The organism is Pseudomonas sp. SWRI77, from assembly GCF_014269105.1.
GTDB lineage: Bacteria > Pseudomonadota > Gammaproteobacteria > Pseudomonadales > Pseudomonadaceae > Aquipseudomonas > Aquipseudomonas capeferrum.
The window spans coordinates 137,776-152,346 of record NZ_JABWRV010000012.1; the positions used below are offsets into that span (position 1 = coordinate 137,776).

Sequence of the window (14,571 nt, forward strand, 5' to 3'; positions counted from 1 at the left end):
CGCGAAGGGGCCGGTACTGCCGAAACACTTCTATCAGACCATTACCTCAACGTCCCCCAAATGCCCCCCAAACGGCCCGAAACTGCGTTCAATAAGCCGTCTTTCACCCTGATCATCCACGATCAGCACCGTACTGGCCCGCGTTCCATAATTCTGGCTGGCAATAAACACACTCGACAGCAGCTTCTCGGTCGCTACCCCCACGCCAGTCTCCGGCAGCTCAGCCTCAGGCGCCGTCTCGCCATCGGCCAGCAACGCCAGCAAACGCTGCGGGTCAGCTGAGCCCAGCAACCGTTCCAGGCCGTCGCGCGCCTTGACCAGCTTGGGCCACGGCGTATCCAGCCCGGCATTGGAAAGCCCGTATACCCCAGCCTCCAGCAAACGCGGCGCCGCGTCTCGAGCGTGCAGATACCCCAACTGCGTACCATCGCCCACCAGCAGGTTGAACCCCGAATACTGGCTGCTGCGGCTGGCCACCTGGTCCAGATACGCTTCAACGCCAAGCTCACCCTGCAGAAACGCCGCCACCAGCTCCCCACGGGAACGCACGCCAAGCGCCTGCCCAGGGTCGCGAATGTTGGTCAGCGCAGCGAAGCGCCCCTGCGGCCCCACGCCGAGCCACGTGCCGCCGGCCTCCAGGTCACGCCCGGCATACACCCCAGGCGCATCCTCCCAGGCCGCCAGGGCCTGCGTGGGGCGGGCATAGAACTCGTCGCGGTTGGCCGCCACGATCAGCGGCAGGGCATGCCCCGGCCGCCAGGCGAATACGATCAGGCACATCGGTTGGGCCTCTGTGTTTTGTGCCACTGTACCCACTGCGGCGGTGCTGATCCATCCTGTCACGAAGTTCACTAGAGCCTCGAGCCCGGCTTCCGTTACCATGCCGGATTGATTTGCTCAGGGGCAACGAATGGAGTTCGTACTCTATCTGCTGTTAGGCGCATGCGCTGGCGTGCTGGCCGGGCTGTTCGGCGTGGGCGGTGGCATCATCATCGTGCCGGTACTGGTGTTCAGCTTCACCTTGCAGGGCTTCGACCCTTCGGTATTGACCCACCTGGCAGTCGGCACTTCGTTGGCAACCATCATTTTCACCTCGATCAATGCGGTGCTCGAGCACCATCGCCGTGGAGCGGTGCAATGGCCGATCTTCGCCTGGATGACCGTGGGCATCCTGCTCGGCGCCGGGGTCGGCGCCAAGACCGCATCCTTGATCCAGGGCCCGCTGCTGCAGAAGATCATCGGTGTGTTCGCCCTGATCATCGCCGCGCAAATGGCCCTGGACCTCAAGCCCAAGGCCAGCCGCGGCATCCCTGGCAAGCCCGCGCTGACCGCAGCAGGCGGGGTGATTGGCTGGGCTTCGGCGATCTTCGGTATCGGTGGCGGCTCGTTGACCGTGCCGTTCCTGACCTGGCGCAGCCTGCCCATGCAGCAGGCGGTGGCAACGTCCTCGGCCTGTGGCCTGCCGATTGCCCTGGCCAGTGCCCTGAGTTTCATGTGGCTGGGCTGGCACGAACAGCACCTGCCGGCGCACAGCCTGGGCTACGTGTACCTGCCAGCGCTGCTCGGCATTGCCGTGACCAGTATGTTTTTCGCCCGCTTCGGCGCGCGCCTGGCGCACAAGCTGTCGCCACGCCTGCTCAAGCGTCTGTTCGCCGCGTTGCTGTTCTGCGTCGGCCTCAGCTTTTTGATTTAGCTCGCTGATTTGAAACTAGAGGAATATCCATGCTGCCTTACCCGCAGATAGACCCCGTGGCCGTGGCCCTCGGGCCACTGAAAATCCACTGGTACGGCCTGATGTACCTGGTCGGTATTGGCGGCGCCTGGCTGCTCGCCTCGCGTCGGCTGAACCGCTTCGACCCCACCTGGTCCCGTGAAAAGCTGTCCGACCTGGTGTTCTGGTTGTCGATGGGGGTGATCGTCGGCGGTCGCCTGGGCTACGTGCTGTTCTATGACCTGCACGCCTACCTGGCCAACCCGACGCTGATTTTCGAGGTGTGGAAGGGTGGCATGTCGTTCCATGGCGGCTTCATCGGCGTGATGCTGGCGGCGTTGTGGTTCGGCAAGCGCAACAACAAGACCTTCTTCGAGCTGATGGACTTCGTTGCGCCGATGGTACCGATCGGCCTGGGCGCCGGGCGTATCGGCAACTTCATCAATGCCGAGCTGTGGGGCAAGGCCACCGACGTGCCGTGGGCAATGGTGTTCCCGCCGTTCAGCGACCCAGAGCAACTGCCACGCCACCCGTCGCAGTTGTACCAGTTCGCCCTGGAAGGCGTGGCACTGTTCCTGATTCTCTGGCTGTATTCGCGTAAGCCGCGGCCAACCATGGCGGTCTCCGGGATGTTCGCGCTGTTCTACGGCATCTTCCGCTTCATCGTCGAATTCGTCCGGGTACCCGATGCCCAGCTGGGCTACATCGCCTGGGGCTGGCTGACCATGGGTCAGATACTCTGCATCCCGATGATTCTGGCCGGCCTCGGATTGATCTGGTGGGCTTATAATCGCAAACCCACGGCGACACCCGCCATCTGATTCCCGACGGCAGGGGCGATCCCTCTGCCGTTCTTGCTACAGGTAAGCCATGAAACAGTATCTTGACCTGGTCCGTGACGTCATCGAAAACGGCACCCTGCAGGAAAACCGCACCGGCATCCGCACCATCAGCCTGCCGGGCGCCATGCTGCGCTTCGACCTGCAGAAGGGCTTTCCGGCCATCACCACGCGCAAGCTGGCGTTCAAGTCGGCCATCGGCGAGATGGTCGGTTTTCTGCGTGGCGTGAAGAACGCCGGTGAATTCCGCGACCTGGGCTGCAAGGTCTGGGACCAGAACGCCAACGAAAACGCCCAGTGGCTGGCCAACCCGTTCCGCCAGGGGCATGACGACCTGGGTGAGATCTACGGCGTTCAGTGGCGCCAGTGGCCGGGCTACAAGCGTGTACCGCTGAGCAACCCGGCGGCCATCGAAATGGCTGAAAAGCAGGGGTTCCGCAAGATTGCCCAGGACGAGGAAGACGGCCAGGCCTTTGTCATCCTGTACAAGGCCATCGACCAGGTGCGCCAGTGCCTGGACACCATCGCCAACGACCCGGGCAGCCGGCGCATCCTGTTCCACGGCTGGAACTGCGCCCAGCTGGATGAAATGGCCCTGCCGCCGTGCCACCTGCTGTACCAGTTCCACCCGAATGCCGAGACTCGGGAAATTTCCCTGACCCTGTACATTCGCTCCAACGACCTGGGCCTGGGCACGCCGTTCAACCTCACCGAGGGCGCGGCTTTGCTGTCGCTGTTCGGCCGCCTGACCGGCTACACGCCGCGCTGGTTCACGTATTTCATTGGCGATGCCCATGTGTATGAGAACCACCTGGACATGCTCAACGAACAGCTCAAACGCGAGCCGCTGCAAGCGCCGAAGCTGGTGATCAGCGACCGCGTGCCAGCGTTTGCCGAGACCGGCAAGTATGAGCCGCAGTGGCTGGAGCAGATCGAGCCGAGTGATTTCAGCCTGGAAGGGTATGAGCACCATGCGCCGATGACGGCGCCGATGGCGGTTTAACCTTCGCAATTGCTGGGGCGCAAAGCGCCCCCAGCATGCTCAATGCCCGTGGCTTCGCCCCACATGCGAATGCTCACCTTCCGGCACCGATACCGCCCCATTCACCTCCAGTTGCTGCAAGATCGCGCACTCATTCCCTTGCGCATTGCACCGCTGCCGCAGTTCCACCAACTGCTCCTGCAACGCCACCAACCCATCGATCCGCGCCTGCACATGGGCGATATGCTCATCGATCAACGCATTGACGCTGCCGCACGACCCTTCAGGGCTGTCGCGCAGGCGTAGCAGGCTGCGGATCTCGTCCAGGGTCATGTCCAGGGTGCGGCAGTTGCGGATAAAGGTCAGCCGCTCGACGTGGGCTTGGGTGTAGAGCCGGTAATTGCCGTCGGTGCGCGCCGGCTCTGGCAACAGCTGCTCACGCTCGTAATAGCGGATGGTTTCCACGGCACAATCGGTGGCTTTTGCCAGTTCTCCAATCTTCATCGCGAAATCTCCAGCGGATGGCTTGACCCTATAGTGGCTACAGGGTGTTCACTTGGCAACAGGCTCACTTTAAGGATGACCCAATGAACCAGCCTGCCAGCCCCCACCACAAGCATGACCACCACGCCCACAGCTGCTGCGGTAGCGCCGCCGCCCCAGCGTTGGTGCAGTTGAGCGAAAAAGCCAGCGGCGACGCACAGCTCAGCCGCTTCCGTATCGAGGCCATGGACTGCCCCACCGAGCAAACGCTGATCCAGGACAAGCTGGGCAAGCTGGCGGGCATCGAGCAGTTGGAATTCAACCTGATCAACCGCGTACTTGGCGTGCGGCACACGCTGGGCGGCACCGTCGAGATCGAACGGGCCATCGACAGCCTGGGCATGAAGGCCGAACCCCTCATTGAAGGGGACGCGGCAACGGCCGCCAGCGCCTCGCCAAGCAAGACCCGCTGGTGGCCGCTGGGGCTGTCCGCTGTTGCCGCCATTGCCGCGGAAGTGGTGCATTTCACCGGGCTGGCGCCTGAGTGGCTGGTGGCCGCGCTGGCCTTGGCGGCGATCCTGGGTTGCGGCCTGGGCACCTACAAGAAGGGCTGGATCGCCCTGAAAAACCGCAACCTCAACATCAACGCCTTGATGAGCATTGCCGTGACCGGTGCGGTGCTGATCGGCCAGTGGCCGGAAGCGGCCATGGTGATGGTGCTGTTCACGGTCGCCGAGTTGATCGAGGCGCGCTCCCTGGACCGGGCCCGCAATGCCATCAGCGGCCTGATGCAGCTCACCCCCGACATGGCGACGGTACAGCAGGCCGATGGCCAGTGGCGTGAAGTGGAGGTGCGTGAGGTGGCCATCGGTGCCCAGGTGCGGGTACGGCCAGGTGAGCGCATCGGCTTGGACGGTGAAGTCACCAGCGGCCAATCCAGCGTCGATCAGGCGCCGATCACCGGTGAAAGCCTGCCTGTGGAAAAGGCCATGGGTGACAAGCTGTTCGCCGGCACCATCAACCAGGCCGGTGCCCTGGAGTACCGCGTAACTGCCGCCGCTGGGCAATCGACGCTGGCGCGCATCATCAAGGCCGTCGAGGAGGCCCAAGGCGCCCGTGCGCCCACCCAACGCTTCGTCGACCAGTTCTCGCGTATCTACACCCCGGTGGTCTTTGCCCTGGCCTTGGCCGTGGCGCTGATCCCGCCGCTGTTCCTGGCTGGCGCCTGGTTCGACTGGGTCTACCGTGCGCTGGTGCTGCTGGTGGTGGCCTGCCCGTGTGCACTGGTCATTTCTACCCCGGTTACCATCGTCAGTGGCCTGGCCGCAGCGGCGCGCAAGGGCATCCTGATCAAAGGCGGGGTTTACCTGGAGGGCGGGCGCAAGCTGGATTACCTGGCCCTCGACAAGACGGGCACCCTCACCCACGGCAAGCCGGTGCAGACCGACGCCAAGGTGCTGGAGCCTCTGTTCGAAGGCCGTGCCCAAGCCTTGGCTGCCAGCCTGGGTGAGCGTTCGGACCACCCGGTGTCGCGTGCCATTGCCCAGTTCGGCAGGGCACAAGGGCTGGCCTTGAGCGAGGTGGGCGATTTCGCCGCCCTGGCCGGGCGTGGTGTGCGCGGGGTGATCGAGGGCGAGGTCTACCACCTGGGTAATCACCGCCTGGTGGAGGAGCTGGGCCTGTGCTCGCCGGCGCTGGAGGCGCAGCTGGATGCACTGGAGCGTCAGGGCAAGACCGTGGTCTTGCTGCTCGACCGCAGCGGCCCGCTGGCCTTGTTCGCCGTGGCCGACACGGTCAAGCAAAGCAGTCGCCAGGCCATCGCCGAGCTGCATGAGCTGGGTATCAAGACGGTCATGCTGACCGGTGATAATCCCCATACCGCCGAGGCCATCGCCGCCCAGGTCGGCATCGATCGCGCCGAAGGCAACCTGTTGCCGGACGACAAGCTCAAGACCATCGAAGCGCTGTACAGCCAGGGCCATCGGGTGGGCATGGTCGGCGACGGTATCAACGATGCGCCGGCCCTGGCCCGTGCCGAAATCGGCTTTGCCATGGCCGCTGCTGGTACCGACACCGCCATCGAGACGGCCGATGTGGCGTTGATGGACGACGACTTGCGCAAAATCCCGGCCTTCGTCAGGCTGTCGCGCCAAAGTGCGGCGATTCTCAGGCAGAACATCATTCTGGCCCTGGGCATCAAGGCGATTTTCCTGGCGATCACCTTTGCCGGCATGGCCACCTTGTGGATGGCAGTGTTTGCCGACATGGGCGTGAGCCTGCTGGTGGTGTTCAACGGCTTGCGCCTTTTGCGCAAATAGAGGACGTGCATGCAGAGTTCCGAGCTCAAAGCCTTCTACATGGTGGCCCGCCTGGGCAGCATCACCCTGGCGGCGAAGAAGCTCGGGCTCAGCCAACCCACGGTGACCACGCAGATCCGCAACCTCGAAGCCCAGTACGCGGTGGAGCTGTTCTACCGTGGCGGGCGGCGCCTGGTGCTGAGCGAGGAGGGCGTGCGCCTGCTGCCGATGGTCAAGGCGCTGCTGCAGCAAGAGGCCGACATCGAGTTCGAACTGCGCAACAGTGGCCAGGCCCAGGGCAGCCTGCGCATCGCGGCCACCGCGCCTTACTACATTCTCGACCTGGTGAAGATCTTCCGTGAGCGCCTGCCCCAGGTGGATGTGACGGTGGAGATCGGCAACTCGCAGCAAGTGCTGGAAATGCTCGAAGACTACCGGGTCGATATCGCTGCCTCGTCGCAACTGCTGGAGGATGCACGCCTGGTGCGCCGCGTGCTCGGCACCGACCCGCTGGTGGTGGCGGTACACCGTAACCATCCGTTGGCCCATCGCCAGGCGGTGTCCATCGACGTGGTGGCCGGGCATTGCCTGTTGATGCGCGAGCAGGGCTCGACCACGCGCAAGCTGACCGAGCAGATGCTGCAGGAGGCGGGCGTCAAGGCTGCAACCTTGCTGGAAATCGGCAGCCGCGAGTCGATCCGTGAGGCGGTGTTGCGCAACATCGGCATCAGTGTGATCGCCCGGCATGAAGTGCCGCACAACCCCGAATTACGGGTGTTGGTGCTGGAGGGAGCGCCGCTGATGCATGAATACCTGTACTGCCTGAAGGAGCGGCGCCAGGCGCGTTTGCCTGCAGCGTTTCTGGGGGTTGCACAAGAAGTGGCCGGTTCACAGTTCTAGGTCAGTGGTGCAGATACAAAATCTGCCTATACCACTATCGCCAGCTTTTGCCTGAACGCCACAGAACCGTCGCACAGCCTTCCTAGCATGGCCCCATCTCTTCGATGAGGCCCTGCCATGAACAACGCCACCTCGGGCGCACAAATGAAAGTGCGCAATATCCACAAGCGCTTCGGCGCCTTCACGGCGCTTAACGATGTCTCCCTGGACATCGCCGCGGGCGAGCTGGTGTGCCTGCTCGGCCCATCCGGTTGCGGCAAGACCACGTTGTTGCGCTGCATCGCCGGCCTCGAACGCCAGGACCGCGGCGAGCTGTACATCGGTGAGCGCGACATCTCCGATCTGCCACCCCAGGCCCGGGACTACGGCATCCTGTTTCAGTCCTACGCGCTGTTTCCCAACCTCACCGTCGAAGCCAACATCGCCTACGGCCTGATGAGCAGTGGCCGTGAGCAAGCGCGCCAGCGGGTGGTTGAAATGCTCCAGCTGGTTGGCCTGTCCGGTAGCGAAAAAAAGTACCCCGGCCAGCTTTCTGGCGGCCAGCAGCAGCGTGTGGCCCTGGCGCGTGCCCTGGCGCCGGCGCCTTCGTTGTTGCTGCTGGATGAGCCGATGTCGGCGCTGGATGCGCGGGTTCGCGAGCACCTGTGCACCGAGCTGCGCCAACTGCAACGCCAGTTGGGTATCACCACCTTGATGGTCACCCACAACCAGGACGAGGCCATGCTGATGGCCGACCGCATCGCGGTGATGAACAACGGCCAGGTCGAGCAGTACGCCACGCCGCAGGAAATCTACGACCAGCCCGCCACGCCCTTTGTGGCCGAGTTCGTGGGCCAGGGTAACTGGCTGCCGTTTCAGCGCAGCAGTGACAACCAGGCCCAGGTCGGTGGCATGCGCATGCGCCTGACCCCCGGCTCGGCGCGAGCCAGCAGCGGCCGGCTGTTCTGCCGGCCGGAGGCGATCACCGTCAACCCGGTGGTGCACGAAGAAAACCTGTTTGCGGCCAAGGTCCGCGAGATCACGTTCCTCGGCAACCGCTGCCGCATGAGCTTCGAACTCAAAGACCTGCCCGGCCATGCATTGCTGGCCGAACTGGCCCCCGAGGCCATGCCGCGGCTGGGCTCGCAGGACATCTGGGTGGCGCTGCCACCGCAGAGCCTGCAGGTGTTTGCCTGAGATGGCCGCGCCAATGTCCCTGCCGCTGGCCCAGGCCAAGGCTGCGTCCGAACGTGGCGTCGCCCGCGGTGACCGATTGTTCGTCGTCGGTGGCAAGTGGTTGCTGCTGATGTTGCTGGTGCTGGCCGTGCTGATGCCGCTGCTGGCGATCTTCTGGCGCGGCTTCAGCGGTGAGGCTGGCCAGGGTGGCGGCCTGGCGGCAGCGCGTGAACTGTTCACCAGCGAGGGCTTCCACTGGCTGCTCGGCAATAGCCTGTCGGTAGCGCTCACCGTTGCCGCCATCGTGGTACCGCTGGCGTACCTGTTCGCCTACGCCTTGCAGCGCACCCTGATCCCGGCCAAGGGCCTGTGGCGGGGTATCTCGTTGCTGCCGCTGCTGGCGCCGTCGATGCTGCCGGCCATTGCGCTGGTCTACCTGTTCGGCAACCAGGGCCTGCTGCGCGGGCTGCTGAGCGACAACATCTACGGCTTCTGGGGGATCGTGCTGGGCGAGGCCATCTACACCTTCCCGCATGCGCTGATGATTCTGCTGTCAGCCCTGTCGCTGGCCGATGCACGCCTGTTCGACGCTGCCTCCAGCATGGGGGCCGGGCCTTGGCGGGCGTTTTCCAGCATTACCTGGCCTGCCACACGCCAGGCAGTGTTCGCGGCCTTCTGCCTGGTGTTCACCCTGACCATCACTGACTTCGGCGTCCCGGTCGTGGTCGGCGGCGACTATCAGGTGCTGGCCCTGGAAGCCTACAAAGCTGTCGTGGGCCAGCAGCAGTTTGGCCGCGGCGCACTGATCGGCATGGTCTTGCTGCTGCCGGCACTGTTGAGCTTTGCCGTCGATGCCTGGTTGCGCCGGCGCCAGGGCGAGGCCATGAGTGGACGTGCGCAAGTGTTCGAGCCCAAGCCCTCGCGCCGCCGCGATGCCTGCTTCCTGGCCATCGTCGTGCTGGTCTGCGCGGCCCTGTTGCTGGTGATCGGCATGGCCGTGTATTCGTCGCTGGTCACGTTCTGGCCTTATAACCTCTCGCTGTCGCTCAAGCACTACATGTTCGAGGACACTGCCGGTGGCGGCTGGCTGGCCTACCGCAACAGCGTGACCATGGCGATCGGCACGGCGCTGATCGGCAGCGTCGTGATCTTCAGCGGTGCCTACCTGATGGAGAAGACCCAGGGCCAACGCCTGCTCAACCAGGCGCTGCGCTTGCTCAGCTTCATCCCCATGGCAGTGCCGGGCCTGGTGCTGGGCCTGGGCTACGTGTTCTTCTTCAACCTCAGCGGCAACCCGCTGCATGTGCTGTACGGCAGCATGGGGCTGCTGGTCATCTGCACCATCGCCCACTACCTGACCACCGCGCAGATGACCGCCACCACCGCCCTGCGCCAGCTCGACGGCGAGTTCGAGGCCGCCGCGTTGTCGCTCAAGGCGCCCTTGTACCGGCACTTCCTGCGGGTGACGGTGCCGATCTGCCTGCCGGCGCTGCTGGACATCATTCGCTACCTGTTCGTCTCGGCGATGACCACCGTGTCGGCGGCGATCTTCCTGTACAGCCCCGACACCATCCTTGCCGCCGTCGCCGTGTTGAACATGGACGACGCGGGCAACGTCGGCGGTGCTGCCGCCATGTCGACCCTGATTCTGCTGACCAGTGCCAGCGCTTCACTGCTGCTGGCCGCAGCCTCGCGCGGCCTGCTGCGCCGCTCCCAAGCCTGGCGCCAACGCGCCGCGACCGCCTGACCTGTAAGGAACCCCACCATGTTCAAGCACCTTGCACTTGCCGCTGCCGTTTCTGCCGTGTTCAGCCTGCAGGCTTCGGCCGCCGAGACCCAGCTGACGGTCTATACCGCGCTGGAAGCCGAGCAGCTCAAGACCTACAAGCAGGCCTTCGAAAAGGCCAACCCAGACATCGAGATCAAGTGGGTACGCGACTCCACCGGCATCATCACCGCCAAACTGCTGGCCGAGAAAGACCGCCCGCAGGCCGATGCGGTCTGGGGCCTGGCGGCGTCCAGCCTGGCCATCCTCGACCAGAACGGCATGCTCGACGCCTATGCGCCCAAGGACCTGGGCAAGATTTCGGCGAACTACCGCGACGCCGCCAACCCGCCGGCGTGGGTGGGCATGGACGTCTGGGCCGCGACCATCTGCTTCAACACCATCGAGGCCGAAAAGCAGGGCCTGAGCAAGCCGGTAAGCTGGCAGGACCTGGCCAAGCCTGAATACAAGGGCAAGATCGTCATGCCTAACCCGGCCTCGTCCGGTACCGGCTTCCTGGATGTCAGTGCCTGGCTGCAGACCTTTGGCGAGCCGCAGGGGTGGGCCTATATGGACGCCTTGCACCAGAACATCGGCCAGTACGTTCATTCGGGTTCCAAGCCGTGCAAGTTGGCGGCCGCGGGCGAGTTCCCGATTGGTATCTCGTTCGAATACCCGGCCGTGCAGCTCAAGCGCCAGGGGGCGCCGCTGGACATCGTGCTGCCGAAAGAGGGGCTGGGCTGGGAGATCGAGGCGACGGCAGTGATCAAGGGCACGCCAAAGGCCGATGCGGCCAGGCGGCTGGCTGACTTCTCGGCCAGCCCCGCGGCGATGGAGTTGTACAAGGAGAACTTCGCGGTGCTGGCTGCACCGGGGATTGCCAAGCCGCAGACCGAGTTGCCAGCGGATTACGAGCAGCGTCTGATCAAGAACGACTTTGCCTGGGCTTCGAAGCACCGCGACGAGATTCTTGCCGAGTGGCGCAAGCGCTATGACGGCAAATCGGAGAAGGTGGCGCAGCAGTGAGGGCGTAGGGGCTGGGAAGTGCATGCCTTGAGGCGCTACACCCCTCAAGGTATGCACCTCCCGCCCACTCACAACACTCAAATCTGCAAAACCAACGCCTCCAACTGCTCCTGCCGTTCTGCCTGATTCACCCGTGCCCCTGGGTTCAGCGTCGACCATTGCGGATGCGCCCGCGCCCTGATCAAGGCCTCAGGCAACTTGCCCTCGCGCCAGGCCTTCTCATCCAGTTCGCCCAGGCGAATGCTGTCTTGCGCCGCATGCCCGCGATTGTCCAGGGCCACCATCAACTGCTGCTGGCGCAGCGCCAACAGCCGCAACACCGTATCGTCGACGGTCAGCTCGCGCTGGCCCTTGAGCTTGCCCATCAACCTCGACCCATAATTGCGTGCCGTCTGTAGCGCTCCGCCGGCGATGGCCCCGGCCAGGGCGGCGGCGCCAAGGGTGAGGCCGCCGACCAGCAGGTCGACCCCGGCACCCGCCGCAGCACCCGCCGCAACGCCACTGCCCAGGCGCACACCCAGCAGCTTCAAGGTCTCGGGGTTGAACAGGTCATCGCCCCAGCGCCCGTCCAGCAACGGCAAATCGCTGGCATGGGCGTCCTCACGGCGGAAGGCGTACAGCTTGAGCAGCGCCTCGACACAGCGCTGCTCGCGCTGGCGCACGTCCTGGCGCAGCGCTTCGATGGCCTTGGCTTCGGCAGCAGGCTCGGCCACCACGCTGCGCCGGCAGGCGGCGCAATCGAGCAGCAGCTCGGCGATCAGGCGTTTACCGCTGTGGTGGCGGGCCTGGCGTTGCGCCTGCTGGTCGTCGATCAGCCGTTGCAGGGCAGGGCGAGCGTCTTCCAGCAGCAAGGCCAGGCTTTCGTACAAGCGGCGTTCGCCGTCTTCCGGCGGCGCCACGCTGTCGAACCGCACCAAGGCGTGCAAGCCAAGGCGGGCGAGGGCTTCACGCCATTCGGGCTCGCGGTGCTGGCTGCTGGCTACGAAGTTGAGCACCGGCAGCAGGGGCTTGCCACAGCTGGCCAGCACTTCCAGCTCGTCGCGGTACTTGGCCAGCACCGGTTCGCGGGCATCGATCACATACAGGCCAGCATTGCTGGCCAGCAACTGGCGCAGCACCTTGGCCTCCTGCTCGAAGCGCTGGCGCGCCTCGCTGCCCTGAAGGAAGCGCGCCAGACGGGCCGGGCCGTCCAGGCGCTCGCCCGGGCGCTCCAGCCGCTCAAGGTAGTCGAGCAGGGCAATGGCGTCCTCCAGGCCGGGGGTGTCGTACAGCTCCAGCAACGGCTCGCCGTCCACCGACAGGCGCGCCCCTTCCACATGGCGCGTGGTGCTGGGGCGGTGAGACACCTCGCCAAAGCTCACATCGCGGGTCAAGGTGCGCAGCAGTGAGGTCTTGCCAACGTTGGTATGGCCGACCACGGCCAGTTTCAGCGGCTCAGTCATGGCCATGCTCAAGCCAGGTCAGGGGCGAGGTGTCGGCGTGGGGCAGGCCGAGACGGTCCAGGGCTTCGTGCCAGTCGCCCAAGCGCTCGGCATCCAGGGCTTGACCTGGCGCCGCCTGCAGCAACCAGATACGGGTGGCGCCGGCATTGCGTGCCAGTTCGGCGAGCAGCGCCAGGCTGCCGCGGTCGGGGGAGCGGCGCGGGTCGCAGGCGATGGCCAGGCGCGCAGGCGGAAAGCGGCTCAGTTGTTCGAGCAGCTTGTTGCGTGACTCGCGGCTATCGAGCACACCGGCATCGGTCACGTTCCTGGGCAGGGCGGGCGGCCAGGGGCGCTGGTCGTCCAGCTCCAGGCCGACCAGCAGTGCACCGCTGCTGCCGCTTTCCAGTTGGCCGGCAGCGAAGTGGGGCAAGGTTTCGGGCGCGGCATCCTGCACACCGATGCGTTCGCTGCGGGGCATCAGGCTTTCGCGCAGGGCTGCGTAGCCGGGCAGGCTGAGGTCCAGCGCCAGGCGCGCGCGGCCCTGGCGCCAGCGCCACAGGCACAACCCGGCCAACAGCAGGCGCGGCAGCAGGCCATACACCAGCACCACGCCGAGCAGCCAGCTGGCCCACGCCTGGCGCGCCAGGTCCAGGGCCGGCAGCGTGTCGCCGCTGGCGCGGATCAGGGTTTCGTCCGGCACCGCAAAGCCCAGCAGCGAAGGCAGGGCGCCGAGCGCCTGGGTCAGGTGGATGAACGGTTCGGCGGCGAGCAGGGTGGTTTCCCAGACAAAGCCATAGCGCCGGGTAGCCAGCAAGACCAGGAGCATGCCCAGCGCTGTGCTCATCGCCAGCAGCCACAAGCCGTGCACCAGCACGCCCAGCAGCCAGCGGTTCAGCCGCTGGCGCTGCAGCAGCACCAGCAGCGCCGGCGCAAGGTGCGCGGCCTTGGCATCGCGGGCAAAGCGTTCGCTCAGCCACATCCACAGGCGGCCCAGGCCTGCGCCGTGTTCGCCGCTCAGGCCCAGGCCGATCGCCCAGCCCAGCAACATCAGCAGGTTCAGCCCAAGCAGGCTGCCCAGCGCCCAGAACACATTCACCGGGCGTTGGCCGTCCCCCAGGGCCGCGAAGGCCAGGCCCGCGCCGCTGAAGGCAGCGACGATCAGCAGGGCCAGCAGTGCCAGGCGTGCGCCCTGTTTCCAGTGCCGCAGGGCAGTCGCCATGCCGTCGCGTTCGGCCAGCAACAGCGCACGGGTCTCGATACGGGCCGCCAGGTCGCCGCCGACTTGGCGGGCGCGGCGGTTGGCCTCCTGGTCTTCCAGGGGGCCGGCGTGTTCCTCGCGCAGGCGCACCGCTTCGGTGAGCCAGCGTTTATCCAGTGGCGTCGGTCCAGTCACAAGGTCTTCCATTGCACAGGTCAGGGCAGAAGCATAACCCACGGCGGGTTTGCTATCCTCGCCAGCATGACTAGCACACTCCCTCTCAGCCTGATCGCGGCCCTCGCCGAGAACCGCGTGATCGGCATCGACAATTCCATGCCCTGGCACCTGCCGGGGGACTTCAAGTACTTCAAGGCCACGACCCTGGGCAAGCCCATCATCATGGGGCGCAAGACCTGGGACTCGCTGGGCCGGCCATTGCCGGGGCGGTTGAATATCGTGGTCAGCCGCCAGCCGGGGCTGCAACTGCCTGGCGCCGAGGTGTTTGCGTCACTGGAAGCTGCGCTGGTGCGGGCTGACCAGTGGGCGCGCGAGCAGGGCGTCGATGAGTTGATGCTGATTGGCGGTGCGCAACTGTATGGGCAGGCGCTGGAGAAGGGGCTGGTGAGCCGCATGTACCTGACCCGTGTGGAGCTATCGCCTGAGGGCGATGCTTGGTTCCCGGCGTTCGACGAGCACCAGTGGCGGCGGGTATCGAGTGAGCCGCAGGCGCCTGAAGGGGCTGGGCCGGCTTACCATTTCGACGTTTGGGAAAGGGTTTGAGAGTGTGGGGCTGC

At 65.3% G+C, this 14,571-nt stretch carries 13 protein-coding genes; 9 read left to right on the forward strand and 4 right to left on the reverse strand.

Annotated elements, in window-relative coordinates:
* Positions 1–33: 33 nt before the first annotated feature.
* Positions 34–780 carry an NRDE family protein gene (locus HU766_RS14050; protein ID WP_186657807.1) on the reverse strand — a complete coding sequence of 249 codons (747 nt, stop codon included), beginning with the start codon at positions 778–780 and terminating at the stop codon, positions 34–36.
* 130 nt (positions 781–910) lie between these two features.
* On the opposite strand from HU766_RS14050, the gene HU766_RS14055 reads away from it, so the two are divergent.
* The 3 genes from HU766_RS14055 to HU766_RS14065 are packed head-to-tail and all read left to right on the forward strand — an operon-like array spanning position 911 to position 3,553.
* On the forward strand, positions 911–1,693 hold the full coding sequence (locus HU766_RS14055; protein ID WP_047582150.1) for a sulfite exporter TauE/SafE family protein: 783 nt from the start codon (positions 911–913) through the stop codon (positions 1,691–1,693).
* A 29-nt stretch (positions 1,694–1,722) separates the two neighbouring features.
* Complete coding sequence (gene lgt, locus HU766_RS14060; protein WP_033702066.1) at positions 1,723–2,532, forward strand: prolipoprotein diacylglyceryl transferase; 810 nt, start codon at positions 1,723–1,725, stop codon at positions 2,530–2,532.
* A gap of 49 nt (positions 2,533–2,581) precedes the next feature.
* Positions 2,582–3,553, forward strand: coding sequence for a thymidylate synthase (locus HU766_RS14065; protein ID WP_033702064.1), 972 nt, complete (start codon positions 2,582–2,584; stop codon positions 3,551–3,553).
* A 39-nt stretch (positions 3,554–3,592) separates the two neighbouring features.
* Here HU766_RS14065 and cadR read toward each other — a convergent pair whose 3' ends face one another.
* Complete coding sequence (gene cadR / locus HU766_RS14070; RefSeq protein WP_186657814.1) at positions 3,593–4,036, reverse strand: cadmium resistance transcriptional regulator CadR; 444 nt, start codon at positions 4,034–4,036, stop codon at positions 3,593–3,595.
* Positions 4,037–4,119: 83 nt separating this feature from the next.
* On the opposite strand from cadR, the gene HU766_RS14075 reads away from it, so the two are divergent.
* The 5 genes from HU766_RS14075 to HU766_RS14095 all read left to right on the forward strand — a co-directional run bounded on the left by HU766_RS14075 (position 4,120) and on the right by HU766_RS14095 (position 11,158).
* Positions 4,120–6,333, forward strand: coding sequence for a heavy metal translocating P-type ATPase (locus HU766_RS14075; protein ID WP_186657816.1), 2,214 nt, complete (start codon positions 4,120–4,122; stop codon positions 6,331–6,333).
* A gap of 9 nt (positions 6,334–6,342) precedes the next feature.
* Entirely contained in the window at positions 6,343–7,212 is an 870-nt protein-coding gene (locus tag HU766_RS14080) for a LysR family transcriptional regulator (RefSeq protein WP_033702061.1), read from the forward strand.
* A gap of 117 nt (positions 7,213–7,329) precedes the next feature.
* A complete protein-coding gene (locus HU766_RS14085) occupies positions 7,330–8,388 on the forward strand; it encodes a putative 2-aminoethylphosphonate ABC transporter ATP-binding protein (protein ID WP_186657819.1) in 1,059 nt (352 codons plus the stop codon).
* A 1-nt stretch (position 8,389) separates the two neighbouring features.
* Positions 8,390–10,114 (forward strand): putative 2-aminoethylphosphonate ABC transporter permease subunit, encoded by a 1,725-nt coding sequence (locus HU766_RS14090; protein WP_095063914.1) that lies wholly within the window; start codon positions 8,390–8,392, stop codon positions 10,112–10,114.
* An 18-nt stretch (positions 10,115–10,132) separates the two neighbouring features.
* Positions 10,133–11,158, forward strand: a complete 1,026-nt coding sequence (locus HU766_RS14095; protein WP_033702058.1) for a putative 2-aminoethylphosphonate ABC transporter substrate-binding protein — start codon at positions 10,133–10,135, stop codon at positions 11,156–11,158.
* A gap of 77 nt (positions 11,159–11,235) precedes the next feature.
* On the opposite strand, the gene HU766_RS14100 is transcribed toward HU766_RS14095, so the two are convergent.
* Together HU766_RS14100 and HU766_RS14105 are read right to left on the reverse strand one after the other, a co-directional pair.
* Positions 11,236–12,600 (reverse strand): GTPase/DUF3482 domain-containing protein, encoded by a 1,365-nt coding sequence (locus HU766_RS14100; RefSeq protein WP_186657822.1) that lies wholly within the window; start codon positions 12,598–12,600, stop codon positions 11,236–11,238.
* A complete protein-coding gene (locus HU766_RS14105; RefSeq protein WP_186657824.1) occupies positions 12,593–13,984 on the reverse strand; it encodes a DUF2868 domain-containing protein in 1,392 nt (463 codons plus the stop codon). The genes HU766_RS14100 and HU766_RS14105 overlap by 8 nt, the downstream gene beginning before the upstream one ends.
* A 54-nt stretch (positions 13,985–14,038) precedes the next feature.
* On the opposite strand from HU766_RS14105, the gene HU766_RS14110 reads away from it, so the two are divergent.
* Positions 14,039–14,557, forward strand: coding sequence for a dihydrofolate reductase (locus HU766_RS14110; RefSeq protein ID WP_033702055.1), 519 nt, complete (start codon positions 14,039–14,041; stop codon positions 14,555–14,557).
* Positions 14,558–14,571: the final 14 nt, after the last annotated feature.

Bases quoted from the DNA above. Each gene is read 5' to 3' on its own strand.
- HU766_RS14050 (WP_186657807.1), bottom strand. From the start codon at position 780: ATGTGCCTGATCGTATTCGCCTGGCGGCCGGGGCATGCCCTGCCGCTG.
- HU766_RS14055 (WP_047582150.1), top strand. From the start codon at position 911: ATGGAGTTCGTACTCTATCTGCTGTTAGGCGCATGCGCTGGCGTGCTG.
- lgt (WP_033702066.1), top strand. From the start codon at position 1,723: ATGCTGCCTTACCCGCAGATAGACCCCGTGGCCGTGGCCCTCGGGCCA.
- HU766_RS14065 (WP_033702064.1), top strand. From the start codon at position 2,582: ATGAAACAGTATCTTGACCTGGTCCGTGACGTCATCGAAAACGGCACC.
- cadR (WP_186657814.1), bottom strand. From the start codon at position 4,036: ATGAAGATTGGAGAACTGGCAAAAGCCACCGATTGTGCCGTGGAAACC.
- HU766_RS14075 (WP_186657816.1), top strand. From the start codon at position 4,120: ATGAACCAGCCTGCCAGCCCCCACCACAAGCATGACCACCACGCCCAC.
- HU766_RS14080 (WP_033702061.1), top strand. From the start codon at position 6,343: ATGCAGAGTTCCGAGCTCAAAGCCTTCTACATGGTGGCCCGCCTGGGC.
- HU766_RS14085 (WP_186657819.1), top strand. From the start codon at position 7,330: ATGAACAACGCCACCTCGGGCGCACAAATGAAAGTGCGCAATATCCAC.
- HU766_RS14090 (WP_095063914.1), top strand. From the start codon at position 8,390: ATGGCCGCGCCAATGTCCCTGCCGCTGGCCCAGGCCAAGGCTGCGTCC.
- HU766_RS14095 (WP_033702058.1), top strand. From the start codon at position 10,133: ATGTTCAAGCACCTTGCACTTGCCGCTGCCGTTTCTGCCGTGTTCAGC.
- HU766_RS14100 (WP_186657822.1), bottom strand. From the start codon at position 12,600: ATGACTGAGCCGCTGAAACTGGCCGTGGTCGGCCATACCAACGTTGGC.
- HU766_RS14105 (WP_186657824.1), bottom strand. From the start codon at position 13,984: ATGGAAGACCTTGTGACTGGACCGACGCCACTGGATAAACGCTGGCTC.
- HU766_RS14110 (WP_033702055.1), top strand. From the start codon at position 14,039: ATGACTAGCACACTCCCTCTCAGCCTGATCGCGGCCCTCGCCGAGAAC.